Raw genomic sequence first — 14,875 nt, 5'->3', positions numbered from 1 at the left:
ATATTTTTTTATAAATTTTAATTAATAATTATTAAAACTTTATAGAGATTATTTATTATATTAATAAGGAGTAATTATGATACAAGAACATACTATATTAAATGTTGCAGATAATTCAGGAGCTCGAAGTGTAATGTGTATTAAAGTATTAGGAGGTTCACGTCGTCGTTATGCTAATATTGGAGATATTATTAAAATAACTATAAAAGAGGCTATCTCAAAAGGTAAAGTAAAAAAAGGTGATGTATTAAAAGCTGTTATAGTACGAACTAAAAAAGGAATACGTCGTTTTGATGGTTCAGTTATTCGTTTTGATCATAATGCATGTGTATTATTAAATGATACTAATGAACAACTAGTAGGAACAAGAGTTTTTGGTCCTGTTACTAGAGAATTACGTAATGAAAAATTTATGAAAATTATTTCATTAGCTCCAGAAGTAATTTAAATAGGATAATAAAAAAATTATGACATCTAAAATACGTTGTAATGATGAAGTTATTATTTTAACAGGTAAAGATAAGGGTAAAAAAGGAAAAATAAAATATTTTTTTAATTCTACATTAGTAATTATAGAAGGAATAAATATAATAAAAAAACATATTAAACCTAATCCTTCTAATTCTGAATCAGTAGGTGGAATAATAGAAAAAGAAAATTTTATTCACATATCTAATATAGCTGTATTTAATAATAAAACAGGTAAACCTGATCGTATAGGTTTTAAAATAATAAAAGGTAAAAAATTACGTTTTTTAAAATCTAATAATCAAATTATTTAATAAATAGGTAATATATTATGTCAGAATTATATAATTACTATAAGACTAAAATAGTAAAAAAATTAATATATAGTTTTAAATACCGCTCTATTATGCAGGTTCCTCGTATAAATAAAATAACTTTAAATATGGGTGTAGGAAAGATTATTTCTGACAAAAAACATTTAAATAACGCGATAAATGATTTAACTTTAATTAGTGGACAAAAACCTTTAATTACTAAGGTTCGTAAATCAATAGCAGGATTTAAAATAAGACAAGGATATCCTATAGGATGTAAAGTTACTTTACGTGGAAAAAGAATGTGGTATTTTTTTGAACGTTTATTATTTATTGCAATACCTAGAATAAGAGATTTTAGAGGATTATCTAAAAAATCATTTGATGGGTATGGTAATTATAATATAGGAATTAAAGAACAAATAATTTTTCCTGAAATTAATTTTGATAAAATAGATTATATTCGTGGTTTAGATATTTCTATATCTACTACAGCTAATTCTAATAAAGAAGGTTATGCTTTACTTTCTGAATTAAATTTTCCATTTCGTAATTAAGGATTATATTATGGCTAAAGAATCTATAAAAGCTCGTGAAATTAAAAGAATAAAATTGGCAAAAAAATTTTTTATAAAAAGAAAAAAATTAAAAAAGATAATATCTGATTTAAATGTATCAGATAAAATTCGTTGGGATGCAATTTTTAAATTACAATCTCTCCCAAGAGATTCTAGTCTTTCTAGACAAAGAAATAGATGTAAACAAACAGGAAGACCTCATGCTTTTTTAAGAAAATTTGGTTTAAGTAGAATTAAAGTACGTGAATCTGCAATGAAAGGAGAAATTCCTGGATTAAAAAAGGCTAGTTGGTAACTATATAAATATATTATAGGATATAAAAAATATGGGGATACAAAATCCTATTGCTGATATGTTAACAAGAATCCGCAATGGTCAATTATCAAAAAAAATAAAAGTTATAATACAATATTCAAAAATTAAAAAATCAATTGCAATTATTTTAAAAAACGAAGGATATATAAAAGATTATAAAATTATTAAAAATAATATTTCTATATTAGAAATATATTTAAAATATTTTAAAGGTAAAGCTGTAATAGAACAAATAAAATATATAAGTCGTCCTGGATTAAGAATTTATAAAAAAAAAAATAATTTACCTAAAGTTATGGAAGGATTAGGTATTGCCATTATTTCTACATCAAAAGGAATAATGACTGATTATACTGCACGTAATTATGGAATAGGTGGCGAAATAATTTGTCATATTTTATAATTAACTAATAAGGTATTAAAATGTCTAGAATAGCCAAAAATCCTATTTTTATTCCTGATAATGTTAACATTATTATAAATAAACAAAAAATAACTGTTCAAGGAAAAAATGGTATATTAAAAAGTATAGTTAATCCTTTAATAAAAATTAAAATTGAAAATAAAAAATTATTATTTTTACCTAAAAAAAATAATAATAATGTTTGGTCATATGCTGGAACATCAAGATCTATATTAAATTCTATGATTATAGGAGTAACTAAAGGTTTTTCTAAAAAACTTATTTTATTTGGTATAGGATATAAAGTTTCCATTAATAATAATATTTTGAATTTAATGTTAGGATATTCTCATCCTATTTATTATACTTTACCTAAAGGAATTCAAGCAAATTGTAAAAATCAAAACGAAATATTTTTAAAAGGACCAGATAAACAATTATTAGGTCAAGTAGCTGCTAATATTAGGTCTTACAGAACTCCTGAACCATATAAAGGAAAAGGTATTAGATATAGTTATGAAAAAATAAAAATTAAAGAAATAAAGAAAAAATAAGGATAAATCAATTAAATACTATGAATAAAAAAAAAATTATTCGTATTAAAAGAATAACTAAATTACGAAAAAAAATTTATAAATTAAAAACTACACGTTTAGTCATACATCGTACTTCACGTCATATTTATGCTCAAATTATATCCTATAAAAATAAAGTTTTAGTAACTGCTTCTACTTTAGAAAAAAATATTCATAAAAAATTATCATATACTGGTAATATAGAAGCTGCCATTATAATAGGAAAAAAAATTGCAAAAAGAGCAATTAATAAAAATATCATTACTATTTCATTTGATCGTTCAGGATTTAAATATCACGGACGTATTAAAGCATTAGCAAATGCTGCTCGTAATTCAGGTTTACAATTTTAATTATTAAATTTTAAGGAATAATTTAATGCCTATTTATGATAATAAAAATCAAAATAATGAATTAAAAGAAAAACTTATTTCTGTAAATAGAGTATCTAAAACTGTTAAAGGGGGTCGAATATTTTCATTTACAGCATTAACTGTTGTTGGCAATGGTAAAGGACGTGTTGGTTTTGGTTATGGAAAATCTAGAGAAGTTCCTAGTGCAATACAAAAAGCTATGGAAAAAGCAAGAAAAAATATGATTAATATTGTATTAAATAATAATACGTTACAATATCCTATTAAAGGAAATTATACAAGTTCTTATATATTTATGAAACCAGCACATGAAGGAACAGGAATTATAGCTGGAGGTGCTATGAGAGCTGTTTTAGAAGTTACTGGAATTTATAATGTTTTAGCAAAATCTTATGGTTCAACTAATCCTATTAATATAGTTAAAGCTACCATAAGAAGTTTATCTAGTATGAAATCATTAAGAATGATTGCTGCTAAAAGAGATAAATCTATAGAAGAAATAGAAAGGAATATGAAAAATGTTAAAAAATATTAAAATTACACAAATTAAAAGTTCTATAGGAAGATTACCAAAACATAAGGCAATTTTAAGTTGTTTAGGATTAAAACATATTGGACATACAGTAATTAAAAAGAAAACTCCTATAATTTTAGGTATGATTAAAAAAATTTTTTATATGATAAAAATAGGAAATTAAAATGTATTTAAATACCTTATCTCCTTCTTTGGGATCTAGACATTATAAAAAGCGTTTAGGACGTGGTATTGGTTCAGGATTAGGAAAAACTAGTGGTAGAGGTCATAAAGGACAAAAATCTCGTTCTGGTTATAAAATAAATAAATCTTTTGAAGGAGGACAAACTCCTTTACATAGAAGATTACCAAAATTTGGTTTTAGATCACGTAAAAAAATGTTTTATAAAGAAGTTAAATTAAGTGATTTAAATAAAATAAAAAGTAATATAATTGATTTAAATACTTTAAAATTATTTAAAATTATTAATAAAAAAACTAAATATGTTAAAATTATAAATACTGGAAAAATTTTTATACCTGTAAAAATTTTTAAATTAAGTTGTACAAAAAATGCAAAACTTTCTATTGAAAAATTAGGTGGAAAAGTAGAGGAATAAAAAATCAATGATAAAACCATTTTCTAAATTAGAATTTCAAAGTACTAAAAAAGGTTTTAGTGAATTAAAACAAAGATTCATATTTTTAATTAGTGCTTTAATTATTTTTCGGATAGGATCTTTTATACCTATACCAGGTATAAATTTAAATATATTAAATAAATTAATTCAAAATCAACATGGTACTATTATTGATATGTTTAATATGTTTTCTGGTGGTGCTTTAAGTAGAGCTTCTATTTTAGCTTTAGGAATTATGCCATATATTTCAGCATCAATTATTTTACAATTATTAAGTGTACTACATCCTAAATTAATTGCTTTAAAAAAAGAAGGAGAAGTTGGCAGACGTAAAATTAATAAATATACTAAATATACTACATTATTTTTATCTATTATACAATCTATAGGTATTACAACTGGTTTACCCAAAATGTCAGGTATGCAAAATTTAGTTTTAAATCCTGGAATTTGTTTTTTTTGTATTTCTGTATTAAGTTTAGTAACAGGAACTATATTCTTAATGTGGTTGGGAGAACAAATTACAAATAGAGGAATTGGTAATGGTATTTCAATGATTATAGTTGTAGGTATTGTTTCAAATTTACCTGTTGCTATTGGAAATACAATAGAACAAATTAATGAAGGTGATTTAAATTTTTTTATATTATTAATATTATTAGTAATAATATTTACTATTACTTTTTTTGTTGTCTTTATAGAAAGAGGGCAAAGAAAAATAATAGTTAATTATGCTAAAAGATATAATGGAAGAAATTTATATAGACAACAAAATACTCATTTACCATTAAAAATTAATATGTCAGGAGTAATACCTGCAATATTTGCTTCTAGTATTATTTTATTTTTTGTAACAATAGCATCTTGGTTTGGAGGTAGTACAGGATGGGAATGGCTAAAAAATATTGCTATTATTTTACAACCTAAACAAATATTTTATATGATATTATATGTATCATTAATTATGTTTTTTTGTTTTTTTTATACTATTTTAGTATTCAATCCTAAAGAAACAGCAGATAATCTAAAAAAATCAGGTGCTTATATTCCAGGAATACGTCCTGGAGAACAAACAGCTAAATATATTAAAAAAATTATTTTACGATTAACATTAACAGGAGCAATATATATTAGTTTTATTTGTTTAATTCCTGAATTTTTACGTAATTTAATAAATGTCCCTTTTTATTTCGGAGGAACATCATTATTAATAGTAGTAGTAGTTATTATGGATTTTATAACTCAAATACAAACATTAATAATGTCTACTCAATATGAATCTATATTGAAAAAAATTAATTTAAAATCATAAATTTAAAAAATTAAATATTTATTTAAAAAATATTTTTATAAAGGAATATATATTATACTATGAAAGTACGTGCTTCTGTTAAAAAATTATGTCGTGATTGTAAAATTATTCGTCGTAATAGAGTAATTCGTGTTTTATGTAAAAAAGATCCTAAACATAAACAACGTCAAGGTTAACTAAAATTAATAATTATTTATATTATTTATTATATTTTATAAAGGAGTAATTATGGCTCGTATAGCAGGAATTAATATTCCTGATAATAAACATATTAAAATAGCATTACAATATATTTATGGTATTGGTAATTCTCATTCTATGCATATTTGCAAAATTATTAATATTAATCAATACACTAAAGTAAGTTCATTATCAGAAAAACAAGTAGATTTATTAAGAGAACAAGTATTTAAATTTAAAGTAGAAGGAGATTTAAGAAGAGAAATTAATTTAAATATTAAAAGATTAATTGATTTAGGATGTTATCGTGGGTTAAGACATCGTAAAGGTTTACCAGTAAGAGGACAACGTACTAAAACTAATGCACATACTAGAAAAAAATTTCGTAAAATTTTTAAAAAATAATAATTTTATTGAGATATTAATATGAAAAAAAAACAAATTTCTAAATTAAAAAAAAATATTAAAAAACAAATTACAGATGGTATTGCACATATACATGCTTCTTTTAATAATACTATTGTTACTATTACAGATAGACAAGGAAATGCATTAGGATGTGCCACAGCAGGAGGTTCTGGTTTTAGAGGTTCTCGTAAATCAACACCATTTGCTGCTCAAGTAGCAGCAGAACGTTGTGCTGAATTTGTAAGAGAATATGGTATAAAAAATCTTGAAGTTATGGTAAAAGGACCAGGTCCAGGAAGAGAATCAACAATTAGAGCATTAAATAATGCAGGTTTTCGTATTACAAATATTACTGATATTACACCAATACCTCATAATGGTTGTCGTCCTCCAAAAAAAAGACGAGTATAATAAATTATTATTTATAATATTAAAGAGAATAAAAATGGCAAAATATTTAGGACCTAAATTAAGATTAAGTAGAAGAGAAGGTACAGATTTGTTTTTAAAATCTAATGTTCGTAACATTGATTCAAAGTGTAAATTAGAACAATTCCCTGGACAACATGGTATGAAAAAATCTAGGTTGTCTGATTATGGCATACAATTAAGAGAAAAACAAAAAGTACGTCGTATATATGGTATTTTAGAAAAACAATTTCATAATTATTATAAAAAAGCATTAAGATTAAAAGGAAATACAGGATTTAATTTATTGTGTTTATTAGAAAGAAGATTTGATAATATTCTATATCGAATGGGATTTAGTGTAACTAGATCAGAAGCTAGACAACTTATATCTCATAAATCTGTCAAAATTAATAATCGTATTGTAAATATACCTTCTTATCAATTAAATATTAATGATAAAATAGAAATATGTGAAAAATCAAAAAAACAAATAAGAATAAAAGCTGCTATAGATCTTTCTAGTCAATTTGAAAAATCAAATTGGTTAGAAATAAATATCGATAAAATGGAAGGAATATTTAAACATATTCCGGAACGTTCTGATTTATCATCAGATATTAATGAACATTTAATAATTGAATTATATTCAAAATAATTTTATAAAATTGAGATATTATAAATGAATAATTCTGTAACTGAATTTTTAAAACCTCGTTTAGTTAATATTAAAAAAATTAATAAAACTACTGTTAGTGTTACTCTTGAACCTTTAGAAAGAGGATTTGGACATACATTAGGTAATGCATTAAGACGTATTTTATTATCTTCTATGCCAGGATATGCAGTTACTGAAGTAGAAATTAATGGAATATTACATGAATACAGTACTAAAGAAGGAGTCCAAGAAGATGTTATTGAAATTTTATTAAATTTAAAAAAATTAGCTATTAAAGTAAAAAGTAATAAAACAGAATTTTTTTTAACTTTAAATAAATCAGGTATTGGTCCAGTTATAGCAGCTGATTTAGAACATGGAAATGATATTGAATTTGTAAATCCAAATTATCTTATTTGTAATTTAACTGATAAAAATACTTCAATAAATATGAAGATTAAAGTTGAATTAGGAAGAGGATATATTGCTGCATATACTAAAATTCATTCTCAAAAATGTGATAATTTCCCAATTGGTAGATTATTAGTTGATGCATGTTATAGTCCAATTGAAAGAATAATTTATAATGTTAAAGCTGCAAGAGTAGGACAAAGAACAGATTTAGATAAATTAATAATAGAAATGGAAACTAATGGAACTATTGATCCAGAAGAAGCAATAAGAAAAGCTGCTACAATTCTTTCAGAGCAATTAGAAACTTTTGTTTATTTACGTGATATTCCTCCACAAGAAATTAAAGAAGAAAAACCTGAGTTTGATCCCATTTTATTACGTCCAGTAGACGATTTAGAATTAACTGTAAGATCAGCTAATTGTCTTAAAACAGAATCAATACAATTTATAGGTGATTTAGTACAACGTACTGAAGTTGAATTACTTAAAACTCCAAATTTAGGAAAAAAATCTTTAACAGAAATTAAAGATGTATTAGCTTCTAAAGGTTTATCATTAGGAATGCGTTTAGAAAATTGGCCCCCAATTTTAATAAATAAATAATATTTTTATTTTTAATAATATAAGGTAATATTATATGCGTCATCGTAAAATAGGTCGTCATTTAAATAGAACTAGTAGTCATCGTAAATCTATGTTAAAAAATATGGCTAATTCTTTAATAAAATATGAAATTATTAAAACAACAACTGTAAAAGCTAAAGAATTAAAAAGAACAATAGAACCATTAATAACAATTGCAAAAAAGAATAATATATCTAATAAAAGATTGATTCGTTCTCGTATAAATAATAAAAATAATTTAATTAAATTATTTAATTTTATAGCACCAAGATTTAAACATAGATTAGGTGGATATACACGTATAATAAAATGTGGATTTCGTAGTGGTGATAAAGCACCAATGTCATATATAGAATTATTAGATCGAAAAATGGTTAAAAATAAATAAATATTTAAATTATTTTAAAATTTTACCTTTAGAAAAAAGTTTTTTATATTTTTTATTATTTAAAAAATCTTTAACATTCATTGGAATTTTACCACTAGGTTGAATTATCTTTATTTTTAAAATTCCATCAATTGTGCTTATATCAATACTATTTTTATTATCTATAGATAATATTTTACCTGGAACTAATATGTTTTTATCAATATTATTATTTATTATTTCTACATTCCATATTTTAAATCTTTCATTTTTTAATAAAAAATATGTTCCTGGATATGGATTAAATGCACGAATTATACATTCTATTTTTTTAGTTGGAAAAAACCAATTTATTTTACTTTCTTTTTTTAAAATTTTATTAGCATATGTTATCTTAAAATTATTTTTGGTTTGAGGTTTTAATTTAATATCTTTTCCATTAGAAAAGATATTTAAAACATATAAAAGACTTTTTAAACCTAAAATACATAATTTATTATACAATGTACCATATGTATCATTATAGTCAATATTACATTCTTTTTGATATATAATATCTCCGGCATCTAAATAATTATTCATTTTAATAATACTAACACCTGTTTTAGCGTCATTTTCATATAAAGCTCTTTGTATTGGTGCTGCTCCTCTCCATCTTGGTAATAATGACGCATGTACATTAATACATCCTAAAGGTGGTATTTTTAAAATAGATTGAGGTATTAATAAACCATAATCTACAACAATAATCATATCAAATTTATATTTTAATATTGAATTTAAAAATTCTTTAGTATTTAAAGATAAAGGTTGTAAAATTTTTATTTTATGTTTTAATACTAAATTTTTAATAGGACTAAAAGTTAATTTATATCCTCTATTAGAATAACTATCTGCCTTAGTAATAACACAAACTACCTGATAATAATTTAATAATGTTTTTAAATGAAAAACAGCAAAGTTAGATGTTCCCATAAAAATAATTTTAATTTTTTTTCTACTCATTATAATTGTATATTATATTATTTATTTATTTTACAACGTTTCATTTTTTTATGAAATTTTTCCATTTTTTGATAAATTCTTTGATATTTTAAATTTGATAGATAATCAATAAATAAAATTCCATTTAAATGATCTATTTCATGTTGTAAACAGTAAGATAGTAAATTACTAGTTTCTATTTCAAAATTTTTATTAATTAAATTTTTTGCTTGCACTTTTACTGTTTTATACCTAAAAATAAAATGTTTTTGTAGAGGTATTGATAAACATCCTTCTTCATTACTAATCTTTGTTTTATCTATTATAATTAATTTTGGATTAATAAAAATTAAAGGATTATTTTGTTTATTTGATATATCTATAACTATAATACGCTTATGTGTTCCTATCTGTGTTGCTGCTAAACCTATTCCTTTTTTTATATACATGGTTTGAATCATATCATCAATTAATAATTTGATTTTATCATCTATTCTTTTTACAGGTTTAGCTATAATTCGTAATTTATTATTTGGAAAATATAATAATTTTAATATTGACATAAAAATCTTTTATAAAAAATTATTTATTGTTAAATTATTATTTTTATATTTATTTTAAATATTATTGATCAATATATTTTTTATTAAATGATAATTATATGATAAAATAAAATTAAATACAATAATAATTATTAATATTAATAAATGATAATTAAATTATGAATTTTGATATATTTATTAATGAATTAAAATTAGGTAAAATAATTGCTTATCCTACTGAATCTGTATTTGGATTAGGATGTGATCCTGACAATAAAAATGCAGTTTATAAATTATTATCTATGAAACAACGTGATATTAATAAAGGATTAATTTTAATAGCTGCAAATTACAAACAAATACTATCTTACATAGATGAAAAAAAATTATCTTTAAATAATATTAATATGATTTTATCATGTCAAAAATTTATGACATGGACAATTCCTATATCACTTAATACTCCTTATTGGTTAATTGGAAATTTTAATTCAATAGCTATTCGTATAACTAATTATTATCCTATTAATAAATTATGTCGTCTTTATGGTAAACCTATTGTTTCTACTAGTGCAAATATAACAGGTTATAAACCATGTTTGTATTCTCATGAAATTAATTATTATTTTAAAGAAAAAATATTAATTTTAAAAGATTATATTGCAGGATATAAAAAACCATCTGAAATTAGAGATAGTATAACAAATAAAATTATTCGTAAAGGATAATAAGGAATAAGTAATATAATATGAAAATATTTGCTATTTTTGGAAATCCTATAAAACATAGTAAATCCCCTATAATACATAAATTATTTGCTAATCAATTAAATATTATACAACAATATAAAAAAATATATGTTCCAATTGATAAATTTAATAATATAATTAATAATTTTTTTAAAAATGGAGGCTATGGTGCTAATATTACAATTCCTTTTAAAAAAAAAGCATATAATATATGTGATTTTTTAACAGATCGAGGAATTAAAAGCGGAGTAGTTAATACATTAAAAATTATTAAAAATAATAAAATATTAGGAGATAATACTGATGGAATTGGATTATTAAAAGATTTACAAAAAATTAAATTTATACATAAAAATAGTAATATATTATTATTAGGTGCAGGAGGTGCTGCTAAAGGAATTATATATTCTATTATTAATTTTGGTTGTAAAATTACAATAGTTAATCGTACTTATAAAAATTCTTATAATCTTCTAAAATTTTTTAATAATAAAAAAAATATTAGTATTATTAAAATAGAAGATATTGATAATATTATTAATAATAAAAAAATAAATTATGATTTAATTATAAATGCAACATCTAGTAGTATTAAAGGTGAAGTTCCAAAAATTTCTTCTAAAATTATTCATTCTAATATTTTTTGCTATGATTTATTTTATAGTATAAATATAACACCATTTTTAGAATGGTGTTTATATCATGGTGCTAAAAAAATATCTGATGGTATAGGTATGTTAATAGAACAAGCAGCTTATTCATTTTTTTTATGGCATGGAGTTATGCCTAATACTGAATTAATTTTAAAACAATTTAAAAAAAAATATTTTTTTTAAAACAATTTTTATAAAGGAATCATTTATATGGTTTATAAATTACCATCTTTATCATATAATTATTCTGCATTAGAACCATTTTTTGATAAAGAAACAATGGAAATTCATCATACAAAACATCATCAAAGTTATATAAATAATACTAATTTAGTTCTTAATGAAATTAAATTAAAAGATATTTCAATAAATGAATTGTTATCTATGATAGATATAATACCATTATCAACTTTACAAAGAAATTTTTTACGTAATAATGTAGGAGGACATGCAAATCATAGTTTTTTTTGGAAAATTTTAAAAAAAAATACTCAACCTAATGATATAATAAAAAATGCTATAATAAAATCATTTGGTAGTTTTAAAAAATTTCAAAAAAATTTTGAAAATATTGCAATAAATTTTTTTGGTTCAGGATGGATTTGGTTAATAAAAAAAAATAATATTTTAAGTATAGTTACTACTAAAAATCAATATCATCCATTAATGGGTAAAAAAATTAATGGTTTTTTTGGTTATCCTATTATAGCTTTAGATTTATGGGAACATGCATATTATTTAAAATATCAAAATCAAAGATCTTTATATATTAAAGCTTTTTGGAATATATTAAATTGGGATGAAGTACAAAATTTATTTTTAAAAAATGAAATATAATTTTTGATTTTTTTATAAACGATATGTTTATTTATATATAATATAATAAAACATATCGTTTTTAATTTTTTATTTAATTAAGAATTATAAATATAATTTTATTATATGCATTAAAATTATTAATTTCTTTAAAATTTATTTAAATAAATTTTAACTTAGATATTCAAAAAAAAAGATTTTATGTTTTATTAGATTATAATAGTTAGTAAAAATAATTATTTTAAAAATTATTAATTAATTAATAAATAAATTTAGAAAAATATTTATAGATTTAATTATAATTTAATAAAATATAAGTATTAAAAAAATTAATAAAATTAGTACCTTAAGAGTTTAATTTTAATTTATTTGAAACTAATATATAAATATTAATAAATGAAACAAGTTATTGTAGAGTACAAAAATTTTTTTTGTTAAAAATTTAAAATATCTTAAAAAATTAAATTTATGGAACAAATAAATTATAAAATTTTTTTCTATACAAAAATTATTATAATAATATTTATTAAATATAACCTCATTATTTTTAAATTTAAATTTTAACATAAAATTAAAAATTTATTAATTATTTATATATAAATTTATATTATTAGTTATTTTACTAAACATATGGTATGTAGTATTATTTTTTTTGTAAATTAATTACTTTTATAATAACTTTAATTTATTTTACATGTAATAATTATAATTATTTTAATTGTTATATTATTTTTATTTAACTATTTTATTGAATGTAATTTTTATTAAAATTTTGATGATATTAATTTAATTTCTACATTTATTGAACTCATTTAACTATTTATTAGAAATAGTTATTTATTATACTTCTTTGTTTTAATTTTTTTAGATAAAATATTCAAAATTAATTATATTTAATATATTATTTCTAGATTTTATTATAATTATTTAATTATTCATTATATTTTTTTATTTATTATTTTGATTCTAATATTTTATATTATTATTTTATATTTATAATCTTAATTATACAGTAAAATACTAAAAAATATTTCTTAATAAATTTTATTAAGAAATTCTATTTATTTATCTATCCTGCTATTTGTTTTTCACGAATTTCAGCTAGTGTTTTACAATCAATACATAAATCTGCAGTAGGACGAGCTTCTAATCTTTTTATACCAATTTCTATTCCGCAAGATTGACAATATCCAAAATTATTTTGTTTAATTTTTATTAAAGTCATTTCAATTTTTTTTATTAATTTTCTTTCTCTATCTCTATTTCTTAATTCAAAACTAAATTCTTCTTCTTGTACTGCTCTATCTATTGGATCAGGAAATTTTGATGATTTATTTTGCATATAAGAAATATCACTATTACCTTCATTTATTAACTGTTTACGCCAAGATTGTAATATTGTTTTAAAATGTAATAATTGTTTTTTATTCATATATTCTTCTTTTAATTTTATTTTATAAGGAGTAACTCCTGCAATAGATAAAATATTTAAAGAAGATAAAATTTTATTTTTTTTTTTCATATTCAACTCAACTTAATTTTATTTTAATAATTTATTAAAATATAGTTATTTTTAATATTTAATATAATTTAACTTATTTTATTAATTTATTTATTTTAAATAATCTATTTTCCTACATATTAATTTTACAAAAAACATAATATAATTAAAATATAAGATTAGCAACTAAAATTTTTTATAAATAAAAATATTTTTATTTATAAAAAAATATATAATTTATTATTTATATTATAATTATCTATTAATTTCTAGATATATTTGGGATGATAATTTCATATCGAATAGATAATTTTAAACTTAATAAAAAATATTTATCTTTATTATTATTTAATCATAATATTTTTTCTTAAAAAAATATTTTAAATATAATAATTTAATTTTAAGAATATATTTTATGATCAGTACATCATTTATTTATTAGAATGAAAATTATAATTTTTATATTTAGTTATTTTATAAAATATAGTTAAATGAAAAAATGTTTATTTAAAAAAAATTTACATTTTTAAAAAATTAATGTAGTTTAATGAATATACAAATTAATTTTTTTAATAAATTAAAATTATTTTCGTATAAATAATATTTCACTAAAAGAATTACTTTTACATTATATGTTATTAGATGAATTTTATAAAATATTTGTTTTTATTACTAAAAAATTTATAATATAGAATATTATTTCATTTAGATTAAATTCATATTTTATGATTTTTAAAAAAATTATATTCTATTTAAATAAAAAAAGTAATTTTAAAAATTATATTTAATAAAATAATGTTTTTATATTACAATACATGTAAAATTATCAGTTAATAAAAAAATTTATAATTAAAAAATATCATATAATAGAAATAAAATAATAAAAAAATAGAATATCTAGGTAGTGTAAATAACAAAATTATTAAAGATAAAATATTAGAAATATTAATAAATAATTATGTATAAAATTTAATTTTAAAATTACTATATAAATTTAATTTGTATATTTATTAAATTCATTATATAATGAACAATTATATTTAATTATATATAAATATAATAAAAGGATATTAATT

At 20.1% G+C, this 14,875-nt stretch carries 23 protein-coding genes; 20 read left to right on the top strand and 3 right to left on the bottom strand.

All coding sequences use genetic code 11. The annotated features are described in order from the left end of the window. Positions 1-76: 76 nt before the first annotated feature. Genes rplN through rplQ form a run of 17 tightly spaced genes read left to right on the top strand, consistent with a single transcriptional unit; the run spans position 77 to position 8,575 of the window. Positions 77-448, top strand: coding sequence for a 50S ribosomal protein L14 (gene rplN / locus GJT82_RS01410; protein WP_168819550.1), 372 nt, complete (start codon positions 77-79; stop codon positions 446-448). A 19-nt stretch (positions 449-467) separates the two neighbouring features. Next, positions 468-782 carry a 50S ribosomal protein L24 gene (gene rplX, locus GJT82_RS01405; protein WP_168819548.1) on the top strand — a complete coding sequence of 105 codons (315 nt, stop codon included), beginning with the start codon at positions 468-470 and terminating at the stop codon, positions 780-782. A gap of 17 nt (positions 783-799) precedes the next feature. After that, positions 800-1,339, top strand: a complete 540-nt coding sequence (gene rplE, locus GJT82_RS01400) for a 50S ribosomal protein L5 (RefSeq protein ID WP_168819546.1) — start codon at positions 800-802, stop codon at positions 1,337-1,339. Between the two features lie 10 nt (positions 1,340-1,349). Then, a complete protein-coding gene (gene rpsN, locus GJT82_RS01395; protein WP_168819543.1) occupies positions 1,350-1,655 on the top strand; it encodes a 30S ribosomal protein S14 in 306 nt (101 codons plus the stop codon). A gap of 31 nt (positions 1,656-1,686) precedes the next feature. Beyond that, positions 1,687-2,079, top strand: a complete 393-nt coding sequence (gene rpsH / locus GJT82_RS01390; RefSeq protein WP_168819536.1) for a 30S ribosomal protein S8 — start codon at positions 1,687-1,689, stop codon at positions 2,077-2,079. 20 nt (positions 2,080-2,099) lie between these two features. Next, complete coding sequence (gene rplF, locus GJT82_RS01385; protein WP_168819534.1) at positions 2,100-2,633, top strand: 50S ribosomal protein L6; 534 nt, start codon at positions 2,100-2,102, stop codon at positions 2,631-2,633. 20 nt (positions 2,634-2,653) lie between these two features. Beyond that, entirely contained in the window at positions 2,654-3,007 is a 354-nt protein-coding gene (gene rplR, locus GJT82_RS01380; RefSeq protein WP_168819532.1) for a 50S ribosomal protein L18, read from the top strand. Between the two features lie 25 nt (positions 3,008-3,032). After that, positions 3,033-3,563: a 30S ribosomal protein S5 gene (gene rpsE, locus GJT82_RS01375; RefSeq protein WP_168819530.1), complete on the top strand. Its 531-nt coding sequence runs from the start codon at positions 3,033-3,035 to the stop codon at positions 3,561-3,563. Continuing rightward, on the top strand, positions 3,547-3,726 hold the full coding sequence (rpmD, locus tag GJT82_RS01370; protein ID WP_168819528.1) for a 50S ribosomal protein L30: 180 nt from the start codon (positions 3,547-3,549) through the stop codon (positions 3,724-3,726). The genes rpsE and rpmD overlap by 17 nt, the downstream gene beginning before the upstream one ends. A gap of 1 nt (position 3,727) precedes the next feature. Continuing rightward, positions 3,728-4,162, top strand: coding sequence for a 50S ribosomal protein L15 (rplO, locus tag GJT82_RS01365; RefSeq protein WP_168819526.1), 435 nt, complete (start codon positions 3,728-3,730; stop codon positions 4,160-4,162). Positions 4,163-4,169: 7 nt separating this feature from the next. After that, positions 4,170-5,495 (top strand): preprotein translocase subunit SecY, encoded by a 1,326-nt coding sequence (gene secY / locus GJT82_RS01360; RefSeq protein ID WP_168819524.1) that lies wholly within the window; start codon positions 4,170-4,172, stop codon positions 5,493-5,495. Positions 5,496-5,554: 59 nt separating this feature from the next. Further along, positions 5,555-5,671 (top strand): 50S ribosomal protein L36, encoded by a 117-nt coding sequence (gene rpmJ, locus GJT82_RS01355; RefSeq protein ID WP_168819522.1) that lies wholly within the window; start codon positions 5,555-5,557, stop codon positions 5,669-5,671. Between the two features lie 52 nt (positions 5,672-5,723). Then, entirely contained in the window at positions 5,724-6,080 is a 357-nt protein-coding gene (rpsM, locus tag GJT82_RS01350; protein WP_168819520.1) for a 30S ribosomal protein S13, read from the top strand. Between the two features lie 21 nt (positions 6,081-6,101). Then, positions 6,102-6,494: a 30S ribosomal protein S11 gene (gene rpsK, locus GJT82_RS01345; RefSeq protein ID WP_168819518.1), complete on the top strand. Its 393-nt coding sequence runs from the start codon at positions 6,102-6,104 to the stop codon at positions 6,492-6,494. Between the two features lie 34 nt (positions 6,495-6,528). Continuing rightward, positions 6,529-7,149 carry a 30S ribosomal protein S4 gene (gene rpsD / locus GJT82_RS01340; RefSeq protein WP_168819516.1) on the top strand — a complete coding sequence of 207 codons (621 nt, stop codon included), beginning with the start codon at positions 6,529-6,531 and terminating at the stop codon, positions 7,147-7,149. Positions 7,150-7,173: 24 nt separating this feature from the next. Continuing rightward, the gene (locus tag GJT82_RS01335) at positions 7,174-8,166 is read left to right on the top strand and encodes a DNA-directed RNA polymerase subunit alpha (protein ID WP_168819507.1); all 993 of its coding nucleotides are present in this window, start codon (positions 7,174-7,176) and stop codon (positions 8,164-8,166) included. A gap of 34 nt (positions 8,167-8,200) precedes the next feature. Then, positions 8,201-8,575: a 50S ribosomal protein L17 gene (rplQ, locus tag GJT82_RS01330; protein ID WP_168819504.1), complete on the top strand. Its 375-nt coding sequence runs from the start codon at positions 8,201-8,203 to the stop codon at positions 8,573-8,575. Between the two features lie 9 nt (positions 8,576-8,584). Here the strand turns inward: rplQ and fmt are convergent, their stop codons facing one another. Together fmt and def are read right to left on the bottom strand one after the other, a co-directional pair. Then, a complete protein-coding gene (gene fmt / locus GJT82_RS01325; protein WP_168819502.1) occupies positions 8,585-9,559 on the bottom strand; it encodes a methionyl-tRNA formyltransferase in 975 nt (324 codons plus the stop codon). Positions 9,560-9,576: 17 nt separating this feature from the next. Next, positions 9,577-10,101 carry a peptide deformylase gene (def, locus tag GJT82_RS01320; protein WP_168819500.1) on the bottom strand — a complete coding sequence of 175 codons (525 nt, stop codon included), beginning with the start codon at positions 10,099-10,101 and terminating at the stop codon, positions 9,577-9,579. Positions 10,102-10,259: 158 nt separating this feature from the next. Here def and tsaC point away from each other — a divergent pair, with 158 nt between their 5' ends. From tsaC to GJT82_RS01305, 3 genes are read left to right on the top strand one after another with little or no spacing between them, the layout of a single operon-like run. Beyond that, entirely contained in the window at positions 10,260-10,808 is a 549-nt protein-coding gene (gene tsaC, locus GJT82_RS01315; protein WP_168819498.1) for an L-threonylcarbamoyladenylate synthase type 1 TsaC, read from the top strand. 20 nt (positions 10,809-10,828) lie between these two features. Beyond that, a complete protein-coding gene (gene aroE / locus GJT82_RS01310) occupies positions 10,829-11,665 on the top strand; it encodes a shikimate dehydrogenase (protein ID WP_168819496.1) in 837 nt (278 codons plus the stop codon). Between the two features lie 27 nt (positions 11,666-11,692). Next, positions 11,693-12,319, top strand: coding sequence for a Fe-Mn family superoxide dismutase (locus GJT82_RS01305; protein WP_168819494.1), 627 nt, complete (start codon positions 11,693-11,695; stop codon positions 12,317-12,319). Between the two features lie 1,048 nt (positions 12,320-13,367). On the opposite strand, the gene dksA is transcribed toward GJT82_RS01305, so the two are convergent. Then, positions 13,368-13,820, bottom strand: coding sequence for an RNA polymerase-binding protein DksA (gene dksA, locus GJT82_RS01300; protein ID WP_168819492.1), 453 nt, complete (start codon positions 13,818-13,820; stop codon positions 13,368-13,370). Positions 13,821-14,875 lie beyond the last annotated feature (1,055 nt).

Source organism: Enterobacteriaceae endosymbiont of Plateumaris rustica, from assembly GCF_012562965.1.
Classification (GTDB): domain Bacteria; phylum Pseudomonadota; class Gammaproteobacteria; order Enterobacterales; family Enterobacteriaceae.
Note: the sequence above shows the minus strand (reverse complement) of the source record. Positions and strands in the feature narration are given on the sequence as shown.